The following is an 18,312-nucleotide window of genomic DNA, read 5'->3' on the forward strand; positions in this document are numbered from 1 at the left end:
GCCAGCGCCCGCCAGGCACGCGATGATGGTAGGGAAGGTAGCGGCGCAGGAAGTCGAGATGGGCCTTTCCCCAGTCGGCGATCAGATCGTAGTCGTCGCAATCGCAGATCGTGCCGCAGACGACCAGGAACAGCACTTCGCTCAGCGGATGGGCGACTCGCCACGGCTCGCGCGGGTCCTCTATGGCGGCAAAATGGTCCAGAAGCGCCTTCAGGCGCGGCTTCTCGAACCCCTCGAGGGCAGCAATGGTCATGGCGGGCGCTCCGAATCAATGAGCGCCCATGGAATCAGCCAATCGACAACAGCGAAAGCGCGTTAACCTGAGTTCGGAGCCCTGGGAAAACCCGCCGCTGCAAGGACGACATGTCGCGCCGCGGCAGGGTCAGCTTGTATGGGGGACGAGCTTGTTGACCGTTTCCGGGAAGAAATCGGGTGCTGCACGGCGCTTGCCGAACATCATGTCGTATTGCAGCAGACGGAAATCGCGGATGGCCGGATCGATCTTCTTCTGCCGCGCCCAGTCCGGTGTAGCCTCGCCCGCCGGCGTCAACAGCAGATTGCGGTCGACGACACGGTAATGCTCGCGCATCTGGCCGAGAAAGCCGGTGTAATAGGGGTGGCTGATCCCGGCCGTGGTCAGGATATGGTAGGGCAGGAAGGCCGGGCTCACCGCACCCATGTCCTCGGCCGGGCCGGTGCGGTTCGACCATACGATCAGCGGCGTCTGGTGATGCAGCAGCATCTGGTCGGGCGGCTCTTTGCGCGGCGCGACATTGTCCTTGAGAAAGCCGGTCTCGACATAGACCGGACCGAGCGGCGGCAGATGGTCGCCGAAGAAGGCGATGATCGTCGGCCGCTGGCGGTTCTTCGCCCATTCGACAAGGCGCCCGAGGCCCTTGTCGGCGTCAGACGCCCCCTCTGTGAAGCTCAGCAGCGAATCCTTCGCCCACTGGCTGGTCGGCGCTTGCACCTTATGGGTCGGATTGTAGTAGCGATACGGCTCATAGGGTCCGTGGTTCTGCAGGCTGACCGCGAAGAAGAAGAACGGATCGTCGGTGGCGTCGGCTTCGCGGATGATCTCGTCGGTCATCGCCGCATCCGAGGCCAGCGGTCCGCGCTTTTCGAGATATGGCATGTTTTCTTCCGACTTGAAGTCATCGAAGCCGAAATCCTTATAGACCGGCGTGCGGTTCCAGAACCAGTTCGTGCCCGGATGGATGGCGCGCGTCTCGTAGCCCTGGCTCTTCAGGAACGTCGCCATCGACGGCACCGGCGCGCGGACATATTGCTGGTAGGGGATGCTGCCGGCCGGCAGGAAGGCGTTGGAAAAGCCCGTCAGCGCCTCGAATTCGACATTGGCGGTCATGCCGCCGAATTCGGGCGAGAACATGTAGCCCGAACGCAGCGCCCGCACGTTGGGAATCGGGTCGGGCGTGATGGTGACGCCGGGCAGTTCGGTCGGATCCCAGAAGGATTCGCTCATAACGACGATGATGTCGGGCTTCTCGGCCGGTACCGAGGCTGTCACGTCAGGCCTGTCGATTGCCGCGATGGACTTGTCGGAATAGCCGGCAGGCGCCGAGACGTGGGCCATCGGCACGTTGAGCGCAAAGGCGAGCGCGAAGCCGTTGGAGGCGTAGTTTTCCTTCTGGTCCCACATGATCGGGATGATCTGCAACCGGTCGCGGGTCCATGAGAAGGTCGCGTAATCCATGATCGAGACGAAGAAGGCGAGCAACGGCACGGTCAACGTCAGCCGGGCAAGGCGGCCCTTGTGGCTGAGCGCCGGCACCCGGCGGCGCCACTGGCGCCAGCCATAGACGAGCAGCGACAGTCCGCCGACGACGCCGACCGCTATGGCGAGGGCAGTTCCCGGGCGATCGCGCACCAGAAGCGGCATCAGCGCCACGATCTGGCGTGAATACAAGAAATCGGTCGGATAGAGCGGATCACCTAGATAGAGCGATTTCTGATGGCCGATAAAGGCCAAAGCCAGCGTCAGCGGCGCAACGATCACCAGGCTCTGGTGGCTGCGGCCGAGCACGGCATCGAGGCCGATCAGGATCAGCGCGAAGATGATGATGGTGGTCCAGCCCGGCTTGAACGGCTGCAGGAAGAAGCTGACGGTGCCGGCAAAGCTGCCGCGCACGATCAGTTCGATCGCAAACACCAGAATGGCGGCGGCGAGCAGGCTGACGAGGCCGTAGCGGATAACAGGCCATTTCCGGCCCGGCAGATAGCCGGTGGCCGGATCGCCTTCCAGAAACTGTGGCGCGGCTCTGCCTGCGCCTTTCCTAGTCATTGCCACCTTACAATTCCCCGACCCATAAACAAAACGTCACTGAACTGTCATCAATCTGTCACGAAAAGCTAGCGTCTGTGGCTGAAATAAGAAGAGCCAGCAAACGAATCGTGAGCGATTTTCATCAGGAGTGATCGCTAAAAAGCCTTTTGGAACAGGCGCTCGGCCGGTGATGCCAGGCCGGAGCGGGCTGGAGTCGGTCAATGGCGGACTTGACTTGCCCGCCCGCCTTGCGTCACAGGCAGGAAAAATCAGCCGCTTGGGAGCACACATGGCCGTCGCATTCACCTTTCCGGGACAGGGCAGCCAGGCTGTCGGCATGGGCAAGGACCTTGCCGACGCCTTTCCGGAATCGCGGAAGATCTTCGAAGAGGTCGATGACGCGCTCGGCGAAAACCTGTCGAAGCTGATCTGGGAAGGGCCGGAAGAGGCGCTGACACTGACCGCCAACGCCCAGCCGGCGCTGATGGCCGTATCGCTTGCCGCGATCCGGGCGCTGGAATCGCGCGGCTTCTCGCTGAAGGACAAGATTGCCTATGTCGCCGGCCATTCGCTCGGCGAATATTCGGGACTTGCCGCCGCCGGTTTCGTTTCGGTCGCCGATGCTGCCCGGCTCTTACGTATCCGTGGCAATGCCATGCAGGCGGCAGTGCCGGCCGGCGAGGGCGCCATGGCGGCGATTATCGGGTTGGAGCAGGCCGATGTCGAAGCTGCCTGCGCTGAAGCTGCTAAAGGTTCGGCCAAAGGCTCGGTTTGCCAGATCGCCAACGACAATGGCGGTAGCCAGTTGGTGATCTCCGGCGCCAGGGCGGCGGTCGAGTTGGCGGCGAAGCTGTGCACGGAAAAGGGCGCCAAGCGGGCGCTGATGCTGCAGGTTTCGGCGCCTTTCCATTCGGCGCTGATGGCACCGGCGGCCGAGATCATGCGCGAGGCGCTGGCCGGGGTGACGAAGAACGCGCCGCTCGTGCCCGTGGTCTCCAACGTGTCGGTTACCCCGTCCAGTGATCCGGACGCAATCGCCCGCCGCTTGGTCGAACAGGTTACTGGCCGCGTGCGCTGGCGCGAAACGGTGGAATGGTTCGGCGCGAACGGCATTGCGACGCTTTACGAGGTGGGCGCCGGCAAGGTGCTGTCGGGACTGGCGAGGCGCATCAACCGCGACATCGCCACCAGCGCCGTCGACACGCCGGCCGATGTCGAGGCGGCGCTGGCGGCGCTCGCATAACAACCACGATTTGACCTCACCCGTGTGAAGGGTGTTCTCTGAGATCAGGAGACAAGAATGTTCGAATTGACCGGTCGCAAGGCGCTCGTCACAGGCGCATCAGGAGGCATCGGCGAGGCGATCGCCCGGGTGCTGCATGCGCAGGGCGCCATCGTCGGCCTGCACGGCACCCGCTTCGAAAAGCTGGAAACGCTAGCCGCCGAACTCGGCGACCGGGTCAAGCTGTTCCCGGCCAACCTTGCCAATCGCGACGAGGTCAAGGCGCTCGGCCAGAAGGCCGAGGCCGATCTCGACGGCGTCGACATTCTCGTCAACAATGCCGGCATCACCAAGGACGGGCTGTTCGTGCGCATGGCGGACGCCGACTGGGATACGGTGCTCGAGGTCAATCTGACCGCCGTGTTCCGGCTGACCCGCGAACTCACCCATCCGATGATGCGGCGCCGGCATGGCCGCATCATCAACATCACCTCTGTGGTTGGCGTCACCGGCAATCCCGGCCAGACCAACTACTGCGCCTCCAAGGCCGGCATGATCGGCTTTTCCAAGTCGCTGGCGCAGGAGATCGCCACCCGCAACATCACCGTCAACTGCGTCGCCCCAGGCTTCATCGAATCGGCGATGACCGACAAGCTCAACGACAAGCAGAAAGAGGCGATCATGGCGGCGATCCCGACACGGCGCATGGGCACCACCGCCGAAGTCGCTTCCGCCGTCGCCTACCTCGCTTCCAACGAAGCTGCCTATGTCACCGGCCAGACCATCCACGTGAATGGCGGCATGGCGATGATTTGACAGTTGCGGGAAAACGCCCCTTTTCGCCTTGGACCCAAGCGGATTTTCGTGTAATGCGGCCCGCAACCCGGCGGTTTCGGGCAAAAACCGGTCCGGTGCCGTTGCGTTTCCGGCAGGACCATCTTTCAGCTTGATTAGCGGCATTCTGCCCGCTAACGAAGACAGACAACCAAAAGACGAGGATGCCCAAATGAGTGACACCGCAGAGCGCGTCAAGAAGATCGTTATCGAGCACCTTGGCGTCGATGCCGACAAGGTGACGGAGCAGGCGAGCTTCATCGATGATCTGGGCGCGGACAGCCTCGACACGGTCGAACTCGTCATGGCGTTCGAAGAAGAGTTCGGCGTCGAGATTCCCGACGATGCGGCCGAAACCATCCTGACTGTTGGCGATGCAGTGAAGTACATCGACAAGGCTTCAGCCTGACGCTATTTGCAGTCATCACCGGGGAGGACCTGCGATGAGGCGTGTCGTCGTCACGGGCCTTGGGCTGCTTTCGCCGTTTGGCATGGGCTTCGAGCATAGCTGGAAGGAGCTTCTGACCGGCCGCAGCGCAGCCAAGCGCATCACCGAGTTCGAGGTGGAGGATCTTGCGTGCAAGGTCGCCCACGTCATTCCGCGCGGCAGCGGCGAGAACGCTACCTTCAATCCCGAGACCGTTCTCGAGCCGAAGGAATTGCGCAAGATTGGCGACTTCATCCTTTACGGGATCGCGGCCGCCGACGAAGCCCTGAAGGATTCGGGATGGGCGCCGAAGACGCATGAGGAGCAGTGCGTCACCGGCGTGCTGATCGGCTCGGGCATCGGCGGCATCGAAGGCATCGCCGAGAACGCGATGATCTTGAAGGAGCGCGGTCCGCGCCGCATCAGCCCGTTCTTCATCCCGGGCCAGATCATCAATCTCGTCTCCGGCCAGGTCTCGATCCGGCATGGGCTGAAAGGCCCCAACCACGCCGTCGTCACCGCTTGCTCCACCGGCGCGCACGCCATCGGCGATGCCGCCCGGCTGATCATGTGGGGCGATGCCGACGTGATGGTCGCGGGTGGCACCGAGGCCCCGGTGACGCGGCTGTCGATCGCCGGTTTCGCTGCCTGCCGGGCGCTGTCCACCGACCGTAACGACGCTCCGGAAACGGCCTCGCGTCCCTATGACCGCGACCGGGACGGCTTCGTCATGGGCGAGGGCGCCGGCGTCGTCATTCTGGAGGAGCTGGAACACGCCAAGGCGCGCGGCGCCAAGATTTATGCCGAGGTCACCGGTTACGGCCTGACCGGCGATGCCTACCACATCACCGCGCCGGCCGAGGATGGCGACGGCGCCTTCCGCTGCATGGCAGCGGCGCTGAATCGGGCCAAGCTGACGCCCGCAGACGTCGACTACATCAATGCGCACGGCACATCGACCATGGCCGACACGATCGAGCTCGGCGCTGTCGAGCGGCTGGTCGGCAACGCTGCGTCGAAAATATCGATGTCGTCGACCAAATCGTCGATAGGCCACCTTCTGGGCGCGGCGGGCGCTGCCGAGGCGATCTTTTCGATTCTCGCCATTCGCGACAACATCGCGCCGGCCACCATCAATCTCGACAACCCGGAGCGCGAAACGGCGATCGACCTGGTGCCGCACAAGCCGCGCGCCCGCCAGGTCGACGTGGCGCTGTCCAATTCCTTCGGCTTCGGCGGCACCAACGCCTCGCTGGTCTTCCAGCGCTACAATGGCTGACCGGTCCGCCGACCGGCACGGCTCGCGCGTGTCGTCAATTTTGCCATATTCGCCCCTACTCTGCCCAAGGGGATTCGTTGCGAGATCAAACGGTAGGGCGCCATGAACACAAATTCGGCGGACAAGGGGGAATTCGGGCAACGGTCCGCACCGCCGGGTCCGATCGTGCCGAAGACGGCCAGCGAAGCACTGCGGCCTGAAGCCGGCACGCCGCCGCCCAAACGCTCGCGCGCCTCGCGCAGCCAGTTCGTCGTGTTCATGAACTTCGTCATCTCCTTGGTGATGCTGATGGTTCTGGCGGCCGGCTTTGCATTGTATTTCGGCAAGCAGGAATTCAACGAGCCCGGCCCGTCGGCCAATGCCGACACCTTCCTGGTCAAGCCGAACACTGGCGTCCAGGAAATTGCGGAGCAGCTCGAGCGGCGCGGACTGATCAGCGACGCACGCATCTTCCGCCTTGGCGTGCGTGCCTTTGGCAATGATTCCGCACTGAAGGCAGGCGAATACGAGATCAAGCCGCAGGCCTCCATGCACGACATCATGGAGTTGCTGAAGAGCGGTAAGTCGGTGATGTATTCGCTGACCGTCCCCGAGGGACTGACCGTCGAGCAGGCGCTGCAGCGCATCGCCGATCAGGCAGCGCTCGACGGCGATATGCCGGCGACCATTCCACCCGAGGGCAGCCTTGCTACCGACACGCTGCGTTTCACCCGCGGCGCGACACGCCAGCAGATGGTCGACAAGCTTTTGGCGGATCAGAAGAAGCTGGTCGAGGATGTCTGGCAGCGGCGCGCCCCCGACCTGCCGCTGGCCAGTGTCGAGGACTTCGTCATTCTGGCTTCGATCGTCGAGAAGGAGACAGGCAAGGGCGATGAACGCTCGCGGGTCGCCGCCGTCTTCCTCAACCGGCTGGCCAAGGGCATGCGGCTGCAGTCCGATCCGACCATCATCTACGGCCTATTCGGCGGCAAGGGCAAACCCGCCGACCGCCCGATCTACCAGTCGGACATCCAGAAGCAGACGCCCTATAACACTTATCTGATCAACGGCCTGCCGCCGACGCCGATCGCCAATCCCGGCCGTGCGGCACTGGAAGCCGTCGCCAACCCATCGAAGACCGATGACCTTTATTTCGTCGCCGACGGCACCGGCGGTCACGTCTTTGCAGCGACGCTCGCCGAGCACAACGAGAACGTCGCCCGCTACCGGGCGATGCAGAAGAAGCTGGCCGATGAGGCCGCCAAGGCCGGTGCTGCCAAGGCCGAAGCCGCCAAGGTTGAAGGCCAGACCGATGCGCCGGTGGACGGCGGCGATGCGGGGGCGGCGCAGTAGCGTCGGAGGGTTCCGAGATCGTCCCTCCGATCCGTTTGACGGCAGCGACGTGCTGTTTTTTGATCAGGAGCGCCTTGCGTCCGATTTGGCGAAGAGCGCTCCGGCATTTGAAGCCACGCATGACCTGCCCGGAACCGCTTCCGGGATCATGCGCCAGGGGGACGCAAGGGCATCATGAATTTGCAGAGCATGACCGGTTTTGCGCGGGCCGTCGCCGAACATGAAGGCACGTCGATCGCCTGGGAGGTCAAGTCGGTCAACGGCAAGAGCGTCGAGGTCAGGCTGCGGCTGCCGCAGGGCCTCGAGCGACTGGAGCCGTCTGTCAGGCAGACGGTGCAGAAGCGTTTTGCGCGTGGCAATTTCCAGGCCACGCTGACCGTCGGCCGCGCCGCCGGCCAGCAGGCGCAGCCCGTGGTCAACGAGGCCTTCCTGAGGGATCTGGCGGGGCTGGCCAGGCGGCTGAAGGAGCAGTTCGGCGTAGCGCCTGCGACAGCTGACGGGCTGCTTTCGCTGCGCGGCGTGCTCGATATCCCCGAAACCACTGAGACCGAAGAGGCGCGGGCGGCGCTCGACGGCGCTATCCTAGCGGCGCTCGAAGTGGCTCTGGGCGGGTTGGAACAGGCACGCCAGGGCGAGGGCGCCGCCCTACGTTCGCTGCTGTCTGGCCATATCGATGCCATCGAGGCGCTGACGCTGCGCGCCGAGGCCGATCCGTCGCGCGAGCCTGCGGTGATCCGCGAACGGATTGCCGAGCAGGTCCGGCTGCTGATGGATGCCTCCGCCAATCTCGACGCCAGCCGGCTGCATATGGAAGCAGCGTTCCTGGCCACCAAGGCCGACATCCGCGAGGAGATCGACAGGCTGAAGACGCATGTCGCGTCCGGCCGGGTGCTGCTGGCAGGCGGCGGCGCCATCGGCCGCAAGCTCGATTTTCTGGCGCAGGAATTCAACCGCGAATCGAATACGCTGTGTTCGAAGTCGAACGCCGCTACGGTCACCGCCATAGGGCTGGAGCTGAAGGCGGTCGTCGACCAGTTCCGCGAACAGGTCCAGAATCTGGAGTAACCCTGATGGTCGCCAAGGAGCCGATGGTTGCCAAGGATCTGGGTTCCCGGATTCGCCGCCGAGGCCTGATGCTCGTGCTGTCGTCGCCGTCCGGCGCCGGCAAGTCGACGATCGCGCGCAATCTTCTGGAAAGCGATTCCAGTCTCGAACTGTCGGTCTCCGTCACGACGCGGCCACGCCGCGGCAGCGAGATTGAGGGCGTCCATTATCATTTCCGCACCATGCGCGAGTTCGAACGACTGCGCGATTCCGACGAACTGCTCGAATGGGCCGAAGTGCATGGCAATTGCTACGCGACGCCACGCGAGCCGGCCGAACTGGCGCTGGCACAGGGCCGCGACATGCTGTTCGACATCGACTGGCAGGGCGCCCAGCAGCTCAAGGAGAAGATGCGCGCCGACATAGTCTCGATCTTCATCCTGCCGCCTTCGATGAAGGAATTGAAGGCGCGGCTGAAGCGCCGCGCTGAGGACCAGGAATCGGTGATCGAGACGCGTCTGAAAAACGCCCGCAACGAGATCGAGCACTGGAAGGAATACGATTTCGTCATCATCAACGACGATCTCGACCGCGCCTTCGCCGAAGTGCGCGGCATCGTCACCGCCGAGCGGCTCAGGCGCGACCGCCGACCCGGCCTGTTCGATTTCGTCTCAGGCCTGCTTGACGAGAAGACGGATTAGAGGCGCGACGCCTCTCCTTCTCCCACAAGAAGGGGAAAGGGTCCGCACCTTCACACCGCGTTGGCCAGCCGCACGAATTCATCGACGTCAAGCGTTTCGGCGCGGCGGGTCGGATCGATGCCGGCGCGGGTGAGCAGGGCTTCGCCGCCGAGGCTCTTGACGCTCTGCCGCAGCATCTTGCGGCGCTGGCCGAAGGCTGCTTCGGTGACGCGGCTGAGCTTCTTGACCTCGGCGGGCAGGGGACTTGCCCGCGGCACCAGATGCACAACCGAGGAGGTCACCTTGGGCGGCGGCGTGAACGCTTGTGGCGGCACGTCGAAGGCGATTCTTGCCTCCGTCCGCCAGCCGGCCAGCACGCCCAGCCGGCCATAGGCATCGCTGCCGGGACGGGCAACGATGCGCTCGGCCACCTCGCGCTGGAACATCAGCGTCATCGATGCGTAGAAGGGCGGCCACTCGGCAACGGTCAGCCAGCGTATCAAAAGTTCGGTGCCGATATTGTAGGGCAGGTTGGCGACGATCTTCACGGATCCACCGCCCTGATGCGCCTTTTTGGCAAGCGCTGCGAAATCCGTCTTCAGCGCATCGCCGGCAATGATCTCCAGCCGGCCCGGATAGTGGTCCGACACTTCCGCGAGTGCCGCCAGGCAGCGCTCGTCGCGCTCGATGGCGATGACCCGACCTGCGCCGTGGGAAAGCAACGCCCGGGTCAGACCGCCGGGACCCGGACCGACCTCGATCACTGTGGCGCCCGTCAGGTCGCCGGCGGCGCGTGCGATCTTGCCGGTCAGGTTGAGGTCGAGCAGGAAATTCTGGCCAAGCGCCTTTTTCGCTTGCAGCCCGTGGCGTTCGATCACCGTGCGCAACGGTGGCAGCCCGTCGATGCTCATGCGACCGCCCTCAAGGCGCTCATGCGGCGGTAGCCTTCGCCCCGGTGTCGGCAAGCCTGCGGGCGAGCCTTAGCGCCGCGATCAGGCTGTCGGCCCGGGCTATGCCCTTGCCGGCGATATCAAAGGCGGTGCCGTGATCCGGTGAGGTGCGGATGAACGGCAGGCCGAGCGTGACGTTGACCGCCTCGTCCAAGGCAAGCGCCTTGGCCGGGATCAGCGCCTGATCGTGATACATGCACAGCGCCACATCGTAGCCGGCTCGGGCGCGGGCATGGAACAGTGTGTCGGCCGGCAGCGGACCGAAGGCGTCGATGCCCTCCGCCCTCAGCCTGTCGACCGCCGGGTGGATGATGTGCTCGTCCTCCGTACCCATCGCGCCGCCTTCGCCGGCATGCGGATTGAGGCCGGCAATGGCAAGCCGCGGCTTGACGATGCCGAAGCGGTGTTCGAGGTCGGCGGCGGTGATGCGGGCGGTCGCGACGATCAAGTCCGTCGTCAGCGCCTTCGGCACCTCGCACAGCGCAATGTGGATGGTGACCGGAACGGTGCGCAGCTCGGGACCGGCAAGCATCATCACCGGCATCGCTTCGGCGCCGGTGTGGAGCGTCGCCAGATGCGCCAGATACTCGGTGTGGCCGGGGAAACGGAAGCCGGCATCGTAGAGCGGCTTCTTGGCGATCGGGCACGTGACGACCGCCGCGGCGCGGCCGCCAAGGCAATCGTCAACAGCGCGGTCGATGGCCTCGATGATGCCGGCGGCGTTGGCCGGGTCCGGCCGGCCGGGGCCGTCGACGAAGCGGGCGACAAGCGGCACGACGGGCAGGGCGCGTGCAAAGACGCGCGCCGCTTCGGCTGGCATTGTCTCCATGATTGGCACATCGGCGATAAGCCGGCGCGCCCGCGCGGCAATCAGCGCCGGATCGGCGATAAGATAGAAGGGCGGCACACCGGCGCTGTCACGCGCCTGCCAGGCGGCAATGGCGATTTCAGGCCCGACGCCGGAGGGATCGCCGACGCTCAGCGCCAGCGGGAGCTCTGCCTCTGGCGACTTCAGCGCTCGACGATGCGGGCTTTCTTCCGCAACTCCTCGACATACTTCTTGGAGAGCTCGTCGGCGTCCTTGCCGGTCGAGCCTTCGCTCTGGAACACCATCTGGGCGGCCTTGTCGTCGGACACTTCGCGCGACGAGCAGATGCCGATGAACTCGACGCCGCGGTCTGTCTGGCGTGTGGGGGTGGCGCCGCCGACCTTGGTGGCCTTGATCTGGTCGGCCCATTCCGGCGGCAATTGCGGCGCCAGCACCCGGCCGAGATCGCGAACGGTGACGTCGATCAGGCCCTTGGCAAATTGACGCGAGGTGTTGCAGCCGTTGAAGCGGGCGCGCATGGCATCGGCCTCGCGCTTGCGCTTGGCCAGCGTTGCGCTGCGCTCGGCGGCCGGAACGACGAAGATGACCTGCTGCAGCATGTACTCCATAGCGGTCGGCTTGGCGCCGCCCTTGTCGAGCATGCGCCTGACAGCGTCCTGCTCGCTCATGGCGCCGCCGCCGCTCTCGGAGCGATGGCGCGCGGTCAGCGCCTGGTTCCAGGCCATCTGGGCGCGGATGAACTCCTTGAAATGCTCCTTGCCGACGCCGGACTGCGCCATGACACCATCGAGTTGTTTGAGCTGCATCTTGTTGGTCGTGGCAAAGCGTTGGTAAGCGGCGTCGACCTGGGCGTCGCCGATGCGGATGCCGAGACGCTTGGCTTCGGCGAGGCGCAGCGTCTGCTCGATCATTTCGTTTGCAGCGTCGCCTTTCCTGCGCTGCAGGCGCAGGAAAGCCGCACGATGTTGGATGTCACCGGTGGTGATCGGTACGTTGTTGACGACGTATTTGATCTGGCTGGCGAAAGCCGGCGGCGTCGTCATGGTGATCGAGGCCGAGGTCGCCGCCACCAGCAGCGCGAACCCTGCCGAAAAGAGGTATTTCCTCATCGAAAGCATCCCAATTTTATCCCGGTTTCGGCCCAATTCTATCTCACTTTGAGGGAACTGAAACCCGTGCCTGCCTTATGCGGCGAAACGATGTCGCTAAGCGGCCTGCGTCCACTTGGGCGCGCAAGGTACGCTCCAACACTTTGAATATACGCATCGTGTTTTCTTAAAATCTAATTCCGATCTCAGGGCAATGCGTTGGCCGGCCGCCCGTTCCGGCCGTCTGTTTCCGGCCAGTCGTCTGCTACCGGCCGGTCGTCTGCTACTGGATAGCGCCGAAGGAGCTTTGTGACGAGCCGAAATCGCCGAGCGTGCGAAACGACAGGTTGAAGCCGACATTCTGCGACACTTCCCTGGTGTTCAGGTCGCGGGTTTCCGAGAACGTCATCAAGTAAGTGAAGCATGAATCACTATAGGCAAAACCGATCCCGTCCTTGACCAGGAGACTTTGCTCCAGATCGTAGGTGCCGGTGCCGAAAACACGCCAGTTCTCGGCAAGTTGCGTCGAGGCGCCGAGCGTGACCTCGTGGCGATCGGTTGTGAAGCCATAGAGCGGCTGCGCCTGGATGAAGGCGTATTTGGCGCTGAACGAGATCGGCAGGCCGGAATAGGCTGCCTTCACCTCGGCGCGGCGGACCTCGAAGCTCTGTTCGTCGAAACGCCCACTGACCGAACCGGAAAGCCCGCTGGGGCTGTTGAAGCCGACAAGGCCAACATAGTCGGAGGTCTCGGTCTCAAGACCGGAATAGGCGCCGACATTGACCAGGTCCGGTGAATCGAACGAGTTGTGGCCGCCCAGTTGATAGGATTGGCCGAACAGGGCGTTGGTGCTCCAGCCATTGTCGTAGGCGCCGGAATAGCGCACCCCGACATTGGCGCGCGAGCCACCCTCCATGCGATCGTAACCGGAGAACTTGTCGCGCTCGAACAATGTCGTGGCGTCGAAGACGAAGCTCTGAGCGTCCTCGTTGGGGACAGCGAGGCCACCGACATATTGCTCGTTCGGACGCACAAAGACCTGCGCCATCGGCTCGAAGACATGGCTGGAATTGGTCGACGAAAACAGCACCGGCCAGCGCATCTCCAGTCCGGCGGTCGCCATGTAGCGGGCGAGCGAGGTGCGCATGTCAGCGCTGGTATTTATATCCGGGTTCATCGCCATCTCGTTGATGGCGGTGAGCGAGGGCGAAGAGGCATTGACATAGCCGGCGTCGCCGCGCAGCGCCAGCAACGGCGTCAGCAGCAGCCCGCCATCGGTGGTGAAGGTGCGCTTCCATTCGGCTTCAGCGGTGAGGCGGCCCGATTGGCCCTCGATGCCGCGCACGCGCTGGACGTCCGAGGTGGGATCGTCAGGGATAGTGTAGACTACATCCAGTCTGTCGCGGCTGATGGCCTGTGCATTGACATTGAAGGACAATTGCCCGCCGGCCACCGCCATGTCGGGGATGTAGGCGTAGTCGAGCGAAGGCAGCACCCAGGGCTGCTTGCCGGCACGTGCGGTCGGATCGTCAGGGAGCGTCTTTTCCTGGACCTCGAAGCGCATGGCGCGCACATCGAAATAGTTGCGGCCGTTGAGGCCGGTCAGATAGATCTCCGAGCGATGCACGCTATCATTGAAGTCTTCGATGGCGTAGGTGCGCGAGAAGTTCTTGTCGGTCTGCAACAGGACATTCCAGCCGAAGTCCCAGCGCGGATTGATAGCGAACTGCCCTTTGGTGCCCATCATGCCGCGGAACTTGTTCGGGTCGCCGGCCGCACCTGAATCGACGGTAGGGCCGTAGCTGTCGACGAACTCGTCGGGGTCCTGTTGCTGGATACCGGCGATCTTCAGGCTGTACTGGCCGTTGTTGAAGCGCTGGCGCCATTCCGCCTCGCCTAGGAAGCCTTGCTTGGTGTAGCCGCTGCCGGTGACGGTGAGGTCATAGGTCGGCGAAAGCGCGAAATAATAGGGCACCTTGATGCCAGCGCCGAGATCGCTCTTATAGGCAACGCTGGGGTTCAGGAAGCCGCTCTTGCGCTTGACGGTAGGGTCGGCAATCTCGAAGGCCGGCAGATAGGCGAGCGGAAAGCCGAAGAATTCGAAATTCGCATTCTCGAAGCGGACCGTCTTCTTCTCGCCGTTCCAGATGATCTTCCTGGCCTTGATGCGCCAGGTCGGTGCCTTGTCCGGTTTGTCCGCGCATGGCTCGCACGCCGTGTAGACGCCATTGTGGAACGTGGTCAGCACGCCGCCCATGCGCTCCGCGCTTTCGGCGGCGAAATACGCCTTGTCGACGGTTTCGACACGCAGCGCGTTGACGAAGCCGTCGGCGAAATCGTCGGTGATGTCGACATGCTGCGAATAAATCTTGGTGCCGTCGCTGTTGATGACCTCGACATTGCCGCTGGCGACGAGGCGCTGGGTGTTGCGGTTGTATTCCACCCGCTGAGCGACGAGGCGGTTGCCGCCATAATCGATCTGGACCCCGCCGACGGCCGTTACCGTCTGTTTGTCGTTGTCATAGACCAGCGTATCTGCCGCCAGCAGCATTTGCGAGCCGGCGGGAACGTCCGGCGCCATATCGCTGACATCCTGGGCGGAAGCCGGAACAGTCGGGATGACGCAAGCGAGCAGGCATGCCAAGGCGCTCGCCCCATAGAGGCGTGCCAAACCGGCCTGCCTATGGCTACGCAAAACAGCCCCCCTCACTAGCCGTCTTCCTTGTACAGCAAGAAAGTCACCCCGAAGAACATAGCCACGACAACCGGAACCCATGCAGCGACGACTGTGGGTACGAATCCCGCCACGCCGAATGCCTTGACCAGCACCGTCACGACATAAAGCAGAAACCCGGCCAGGACGCCACCCAGAATCATCGTCGCGGATTGTCCCATCCTTGCAAATCGCATCGACACCGTTGCGGCGATCAGCGTCATGGCGACGAGAAGGAACGGCAGCGCCACCAGCGAATCAAACTGCATGGCAAAGGCATTTGCCTTGAGGCCGAAGGAGCGGGCAACCTCGATCTTGCTGGGCAGATCATAGAAGGGGATGGTCTCCGGGCGCGCCAGCCGCTCTTGCACGAATTCGGGCTTGAGATTGGTCGGCACCCGGTCGCTTGCCATCGATTGGATCTTGCCGTCCCGGAAAACCTTGACGTCCTGCAGCTCCCAGTAGCCAACCCGCAAGAAGGCGTGCACCGCATCCTTGCGTTCGACGATGTCGCCTTGCGGGCTGAGAACGAAGAAGACGGCGTTGGCCATCTCCAGGCCCTGGTTGAGAATGGCGCGCGCGCCGATGATGGTATCGCCGGAACTGGTTTTCTGCCGGATCCAGGGCGCGGCATCGGTTGAGGCGGCGTTCGACTTGCCGGAGCGGAGCTGGGTCTCGATTCTTTCGGACCAGGAAAACGCATGCGCGGCGATCGGATTGATGACGCCGACCGACAGCACGCCGAACAGCAGCGCCCCTATGCAGCACGGCAGCAGGAACTGCCATGCGGACACGCCGGCGGAGCGTGCGATGACCAGTTCATATCTGCGGTTGAGCGAGACCAGCGTCGCCATCGCCGAGAACAGCCCGACGAACGGCACTGTCTGCAGCATGATCATCGGCATCCTCAGCCCTGAAATGGCGAACGCCGTGCCGTAGGTGAAGCCTGGCACGCCGGTCGTGCGGCTGGAAAGCTCGGTGAAGTCGATCAGGAACACAAGCGCCAGAAGACCGACGAAGAACCAGATGGTGATCGTCACGTAACGGAAGAAGAAGTATCGACCCAGAGTCCAGCCCATTAGCGTGTCCAGCCCATCAGCCGGCCCCTTGGCCAGAAGCGCCACGCCTGGCGAAGCGGAGCTTGATGGCGCTCCAGCCCCCACCGAAGCGGCCGGCGAAATTCGTCATCCAGTCGGCCCAGGCGACCGGCAGTTCCATAGTCCGGTTGGAAACGATGAACCATGTCGCGACCGCGGACGCCACGATCGGAACGCCGTAGACCATATAGGCGTATTGCGGAATCTTGTCGGCTTTGCCGGCGGCAAAGAAACCAAGCCAGCGTACGAAAAGCGCAAGCGCGATGGCCGTTATAAGCGGGTGAATGCGCGCCTCGCGATGGGAGCGCGCGTCTCCCGCGACCGCAAGCGCGATCAGCGCGAACACGAGTGAATAGGACCATTCGGAAAAACGCTGGTTGAGCTCGGCCAGATACCTGTTCGGCGCCCTCTGGAACATCTTGTCGTTGGGACTGGGATTGAGCAGGTACTGGGTCGTCCGGTCCTTCGGCAAAAGCAATACGTCCGATGAGGCCGACATGAAGGCGGACAGATCGAAGGCATAGGAGGTGAACCGGATGACCGAAAGGTCGCCTGTCAGCGTTTCGCGATGGATGACGCCGTCGTTCATCATCAGCACCTTCTCGTCGCCGCTTTCGATGATGGCCCCGGTCTTGGCGTAGTAGATGAGGTTGACGCCTTCTTCACGCGAATCGGCGACGAAGATGCCGCCGAGGCGGTTGTCCGGAAGCCGCTCGCCGATCTGCAGGAAGAGGCCGTCGTCGATCTTGCGGAAGGTGCCTTCCTGGATGATCAGCGACAACAGATCGGCGCGCGACGACGCCACCAGTTGGCGGTTTTTCTGGCGTGCATAGGGGTCAATGCCGTTATCGACGGCGAATGAAAGAACGCTGGCCGCCAGCGCCAGGAGCATGATCGGCCTGACGATGGTCCAGCGCGAGGCGCCCGCGGCGTTCAAGACGGCAAGCTCGGAATCGGAATTCATCGTGCTCAGCGTCTGAGCGACCGCGACCACCAGGGCGAAAGGCACGACGATCGGGACGATCGACGGAATGATCAGGGCAGCGACCTCGAAGAAGGTCAGCGCCGACTGGCCGCTATCGGTGACGAGGTCGATGCGGGCGAGCACCTGCGTCGTCCATACGATCGCCAGCGTCCAGATGAGCGCTGCCAGGAAGACCGCCAATGCGCGACGCATGATGTAGCGTTCAACGACCTTCATGAAGGCTTTTCTCGATTTTGCCGAACGGCATCATGCCTCCAGACAAGGTAGTCATCCGGCGACGCCTGTACAACCGGCCCCGTTTGACGGTCGATCCGTCCCGTCCCGCATCATTATTCCGGTGGGCCGGAGTGTCGGCGGCAATGGATAAGAAAGGGCGAACATCAATGGTTAACAACAGGTTGCGGCAGGAAAGCGGGGCCGTGCCGCGACGAATCGCCATCGATTCCATACGCCATATGGGATCGGATTCCGGCAAAGTCTTGCCAAAAGCCGGAAAACGACCAAATGTCGCGCCGATCACGGTTATGGCCGCCATGGCTGCGACAGTTACAGGCATGGAAGCAGAAGCAACGGAATTGCGCAGTCAAACCGGCCAGGATCGATTTTTCACGGTGCTATCGTGATCGGCGCCGGCGCGGCGGGTCTGGCCGCCGCCCATGCGCTGATAAAGGCCGGCGTACCAACGCCTGTCCTGGAAAAGGAAAGCCGGCTTGCCGAGCCCTGGTACCGGCGGCACGAACGGCGTTCCCCATTTCAACGGCGGCGAGGCCGACCCGAAATTGCCCGGCCTGTGGTTTACCGGCATGCGGCCAAGCATTCGCGGTTGTTTCGCCAATGCTCGAATTCAGGCCAAGGCGATCACGCAGCAGATCGTCAGGCAGGGACGATGATTTGCAGCGCATGGGATGCCGACGTGAGCGCCCGGTTCGTGCGCGAGACCTGGTTCATGCTTGGGGCGTTGCCGACAGTGGATGCCCTTTGATAGAACGCACGTCGAAGGCCACCTCAAGCTGAAGGGCATCTCAAACTGAAAGGCCCTTCAAAACTGAAAGGTACGGGTGATGATGCCGGCCAGCATTCGCTACATTGTCGATGATGTCGCCGCCTCCGTCGACTTCTACACGGGACATCTGGGCTTCTCGATTGAACAGGATGCACGGCCGGCGTTTGCGTCCGTCACGCGTGGTCCACTACGCCTTCTCTTGAGCGGCCCCGGCAGTTCCGGTGCCCGGGCGATGCCGGATGGTCGCCGGCCGGTTCCGGGAGGATGGAACCGCTTGCTGTTGCTGGTGCAGGACCTGAATGAAGAGGTTGCGCGCCTGAAGGGTGCCGGGCTTGTCTTTCGCAACGATATCATAACCGGTGTCGGCGGTTCTCAAATCCTGCTCGAGGATCCATCAGGGAATGTGATCGAGTTGTTTCAACCTGCCGCCCATTGACCCGAGAAAGACAGGCGGTTCCATCGGGTGATCCGCGATGGGCGAGAACCGGCCAAAAGGCCAATTATATCGAGGCTTGAAAAATAGAGTGGTGCTTCCGGTTGGAAAC

The 18,312-nt window shown here is 63.2% G+C and carries 18 protein-coding genes and 1 pseudogene; 10 read left to right on the plus strand and 9 right to left on the minus strand.

Translation table 11 applies throughout. From position 1 onward, the window contains the following. Both IQ26_RS21970 and IQ26_RS21975 read right to left on the minus strand, forming a co-directional pair. A partial coding sequence (locus IQ26_RS21970) for a transposase family protein (protein WP_420846395.1) occupies positions 1-253 on the minus strand: 253 nt, incomplete at its 3' end. A gap of 129 nt (positions 254-382) precedes the next feature. Then, a complete protein-coding gene (locus IQ26_RS21975) occupies positions 383-2,302 on the minus strand; it encodes an LTA synthase family protein (protein ID WP_145720445.1) in 1,920 nt (639 codons plus the stop codon). Positions 2,303-2,573: 271 nt separating this feature from the next. Between IQ26_RS21975 and fabD the strand changes: the two genes are divergently transcribed. The 7 genes from fabD to gmk all read left to right on the plus strand — a co-directional run bounded on the left by fabD (position 2,574) and on the right by gmk (position 9,123). Then, on the plus strand, positions 2,574-3,527 hold the full coding sequence (gene fabD / locus IQ26_RS21980) for an ACP S-malonyltransferase (RefSeq protein ID WP_145720446.1): 954 nt from the start codon (positions 2,574-2,576) through the stop codon (positions 3,525-3,527). Positions 3,528-3,584: 57 nt separating this feature from the next. Beyond that, positions 3,585-4,322: a 3-oxoacyl-[acyl-carrier-protein] reductase gene (gene fabG / locus IQ26_RS21985; RefSeq protein WP_145720447.1), complete on the plus strand. Its 738-nt coding sequence runs from the start codon at positions 3,585-3,587 to the stop codon at positions 4,320-4,322. Between the two features lie 190 nt (positions 4,323-4,512). Then, positions 4,513-4,749, plus strand: a complete 237-nt coding sequence (locus IQ26_RS21990) for an acyl carrier protein (RefSeq protein WP_006203723.1) — start codon at positions 4,513-4,515, stop codon at positions 4,747-4,749. Between the two features lie 34 nt (positions 4,750-4,783). After that, on the plus strand, positions 4,784-6,046 hold the full coding sequence (gene fabF / locus IQ26_RS21995; protein WP_145720448.1) for a beta-ketoacyl-ACP synthase II: 1,263 nt from the start codon (positions 4,784-4,786) through the stop codon (positions 6,044-6,046). A gap of 102 nt (positions 6,047-6,148) precedes the next feature. Next, the gene (gene mltG / locus IQ26_RS22000) at positions 6,149-7,378 is read left to right on the plus strand and encodes an endolytic transglycosylase MltG (RefSeq protein ID WP_145720449.1); all 1,230 of its coding nucleotides are present in this window, start codon (positions 6,149-6,151) and stop codon (positions 7,376-7,378) included. Positions 7,379-7,552: 174 nt separating this feature from the next. Next, on the plus strand, positions 7,553-8,443 hold the full coding sequence (locus IQ26_RS22005) for a YicC/YloC family endoribonuclease (RefSeq protein WP_145720450.1): 891 nt from the start codon (positions 7,553-7,555) through the stop codon (positions 8,441-8,443). A 5-nt stretch (positions 8,444-8,448) separates the two neighbouring features. Further along, positions 8,449-9,123 (plus strand): guanylate kinase, encoded by a 675-nt coding sequence (gene gmk / locus IQ26_RS22010; protein ID WP_162458038.1) that lies wholly within the window; start codon positions 8,449-8,451, stop codon positions 9,121-9,123. Between the two features lie 50 nt (positions 9,124-9,173). Here the strand turns inward: gmk and rsmA are convergent, their stop codons facing one another. The 7 genes from rsmA to IQ26_RS22045 all read right to left on the minus strand — a co-directional run bounded on the left by rsmA (position 9,174) and on the right by IQ26_RS22045 (position 17,299). After that, positions 9,174-10,013: a 16S rRNA (adenine(1518)-N(6)/adenine(1519)-N(6))-dimethyltransferase RsmA gene (rsmA, locus tag IQ26_RS22015; protein ID WP_145720451.1), complete on the minus strand. Its 840-nt coding sequence runs from the start codon at positions 10,011-10,013 to the stop codon at positions 9,174-9,176. A gap of 19 nt (positions 10,014-10,032) precedes the next feature. Then, positions 10,033-11,067 carry a 4-hydroxythreonine-4-phosphate dehydrogenase PdxA gene (pdxA, locus tag IQ26_RS22020; RefSeq protein WP_162458042.1) on the minus strand — a complete coding sequence of 345 codons (1,035 nt, stop codon included), beginning with the start codon at positions 11,065-11,067 and terminating at the stop codon, positions 10,033-10,035. Further along, positions 11,064-11,999 (minus strand): peptidylprolyl isomerase, encoded by a 936-nt coding sequence (locus IQ26_RS22025; protein ID WP_162458039.1) that lies wholly within the window; start codon positions 11,997-11,999, stop codon positions 11,064-11,066. Before IQ26_RS22025 ends, pdxA begins: the two co-directional genes overlap by 4 nt. Positions 12,000-12,252: 253 nt before the next feature. Further along, the gene (locus IQ26_RS22030) at positions 12,253-14,679 is read right to left on the minus strand and encodes an LPS-assembly protein LptD (protein ID WP_162458040.1); all 2,427 of its coding nucleotides are present in this window, start codon (positions 14,677-14,679) and stop codon (positions 12,253-12,255) included. Then, positions 14,679-15,761 (minus strand): LPS export ABC transporter permease LptG, encoded by a 1,083-nt coding sequence (lptG, locus tag IQ26_RS22035; protein ID WP_145720454.1) that lies wholly within the window; start codon positions 15,759-15,761, stop codon positions 14,679-14,681. Before lptG ends, IQ26_RS22030 begins: the two co-directional genes overlap by 1 nt. A gap of 16 nt (positions 15,762-15,777) precedes the next feature. Beyond that, the gene (gene lptF, locus IQ26_RS22040) at positions 15,778-16,980 is read right to left on the minus strand and encodes an LPS export ABC transporter permease LptF (protein ID WP_145720455.1); all 1,203 of its coding nucleotides are present in this window, start codon (positions 16,978-16,980) and stop codon (positions 15,778-15,780) included. Beyond that, positions 16,967-17,299, minus strand: coding sequence for a hypothetical protein (locus tag IQ26_RS22045; RefSeq protein ID WP_145720456.1), 333 nt, complete (start codon positions 17,297-17,299; stop codon positions 16,967-16,969). The genes lptF and IQ26_RS22045 overlap by 14 nt, the downstream gene beginning before the upstream one ends. 84 nt (positions 17,300-17,383) lie before the next feature. Between IQ26_RS22045 and IQ26_RS41535 the strand changes: the two are divergent. The 3 genes and pseudogenes from IQ26_RS41535 to IQ26_RS22055 form a co-directional block, all read left to right on the plus strand. Continuing rightward, positions 17,384-17,434 (plus strand): annotated as a pseudogene (locus IQ26_RS41535) (hypothetical protein); the annotation flags it as partial. Between the two features lie 40 nt (positions 17,435-17,474). Beyond that, positions 17,475-17,654 carry a hypothetical protein gene (locus IQ26_RS41540; RefSeq protein ID WP_407660260.1) on the plus strand — a complete coding sequence of 60 codons (180 nt, stop codon included), beginning with the start codon at positions 17,475-17,477 and terminating at the stop codon, positions 17,652-17,654. Positions 17,655-17,825: 171 nt separating this feature from the next. Further along, positions 17,826-18,203 carry a VOC family protein gene (locus IQ26_RS22055; protein ID WP_407660259.1) on the plus strand — a complete coding sequence of 126 codons (378 nt, stop codon included), beginning with the start codon at positions 17,826-17,828 and terminating at the stop codon, positions 18,201-18,203. Positions 18,204-18,312: the final 109 nt, after the last annotated feature.

This window comes from Mesorhizobium tianshanense (assembly GCF_007830515.1).
Lineage (GTDB): Bacteria > Pseudomonadota > Alphaproteobacteria > Rhizobiales > Rhizobiaceae > Mesorhizobium > Mesorhizobium tianshanense.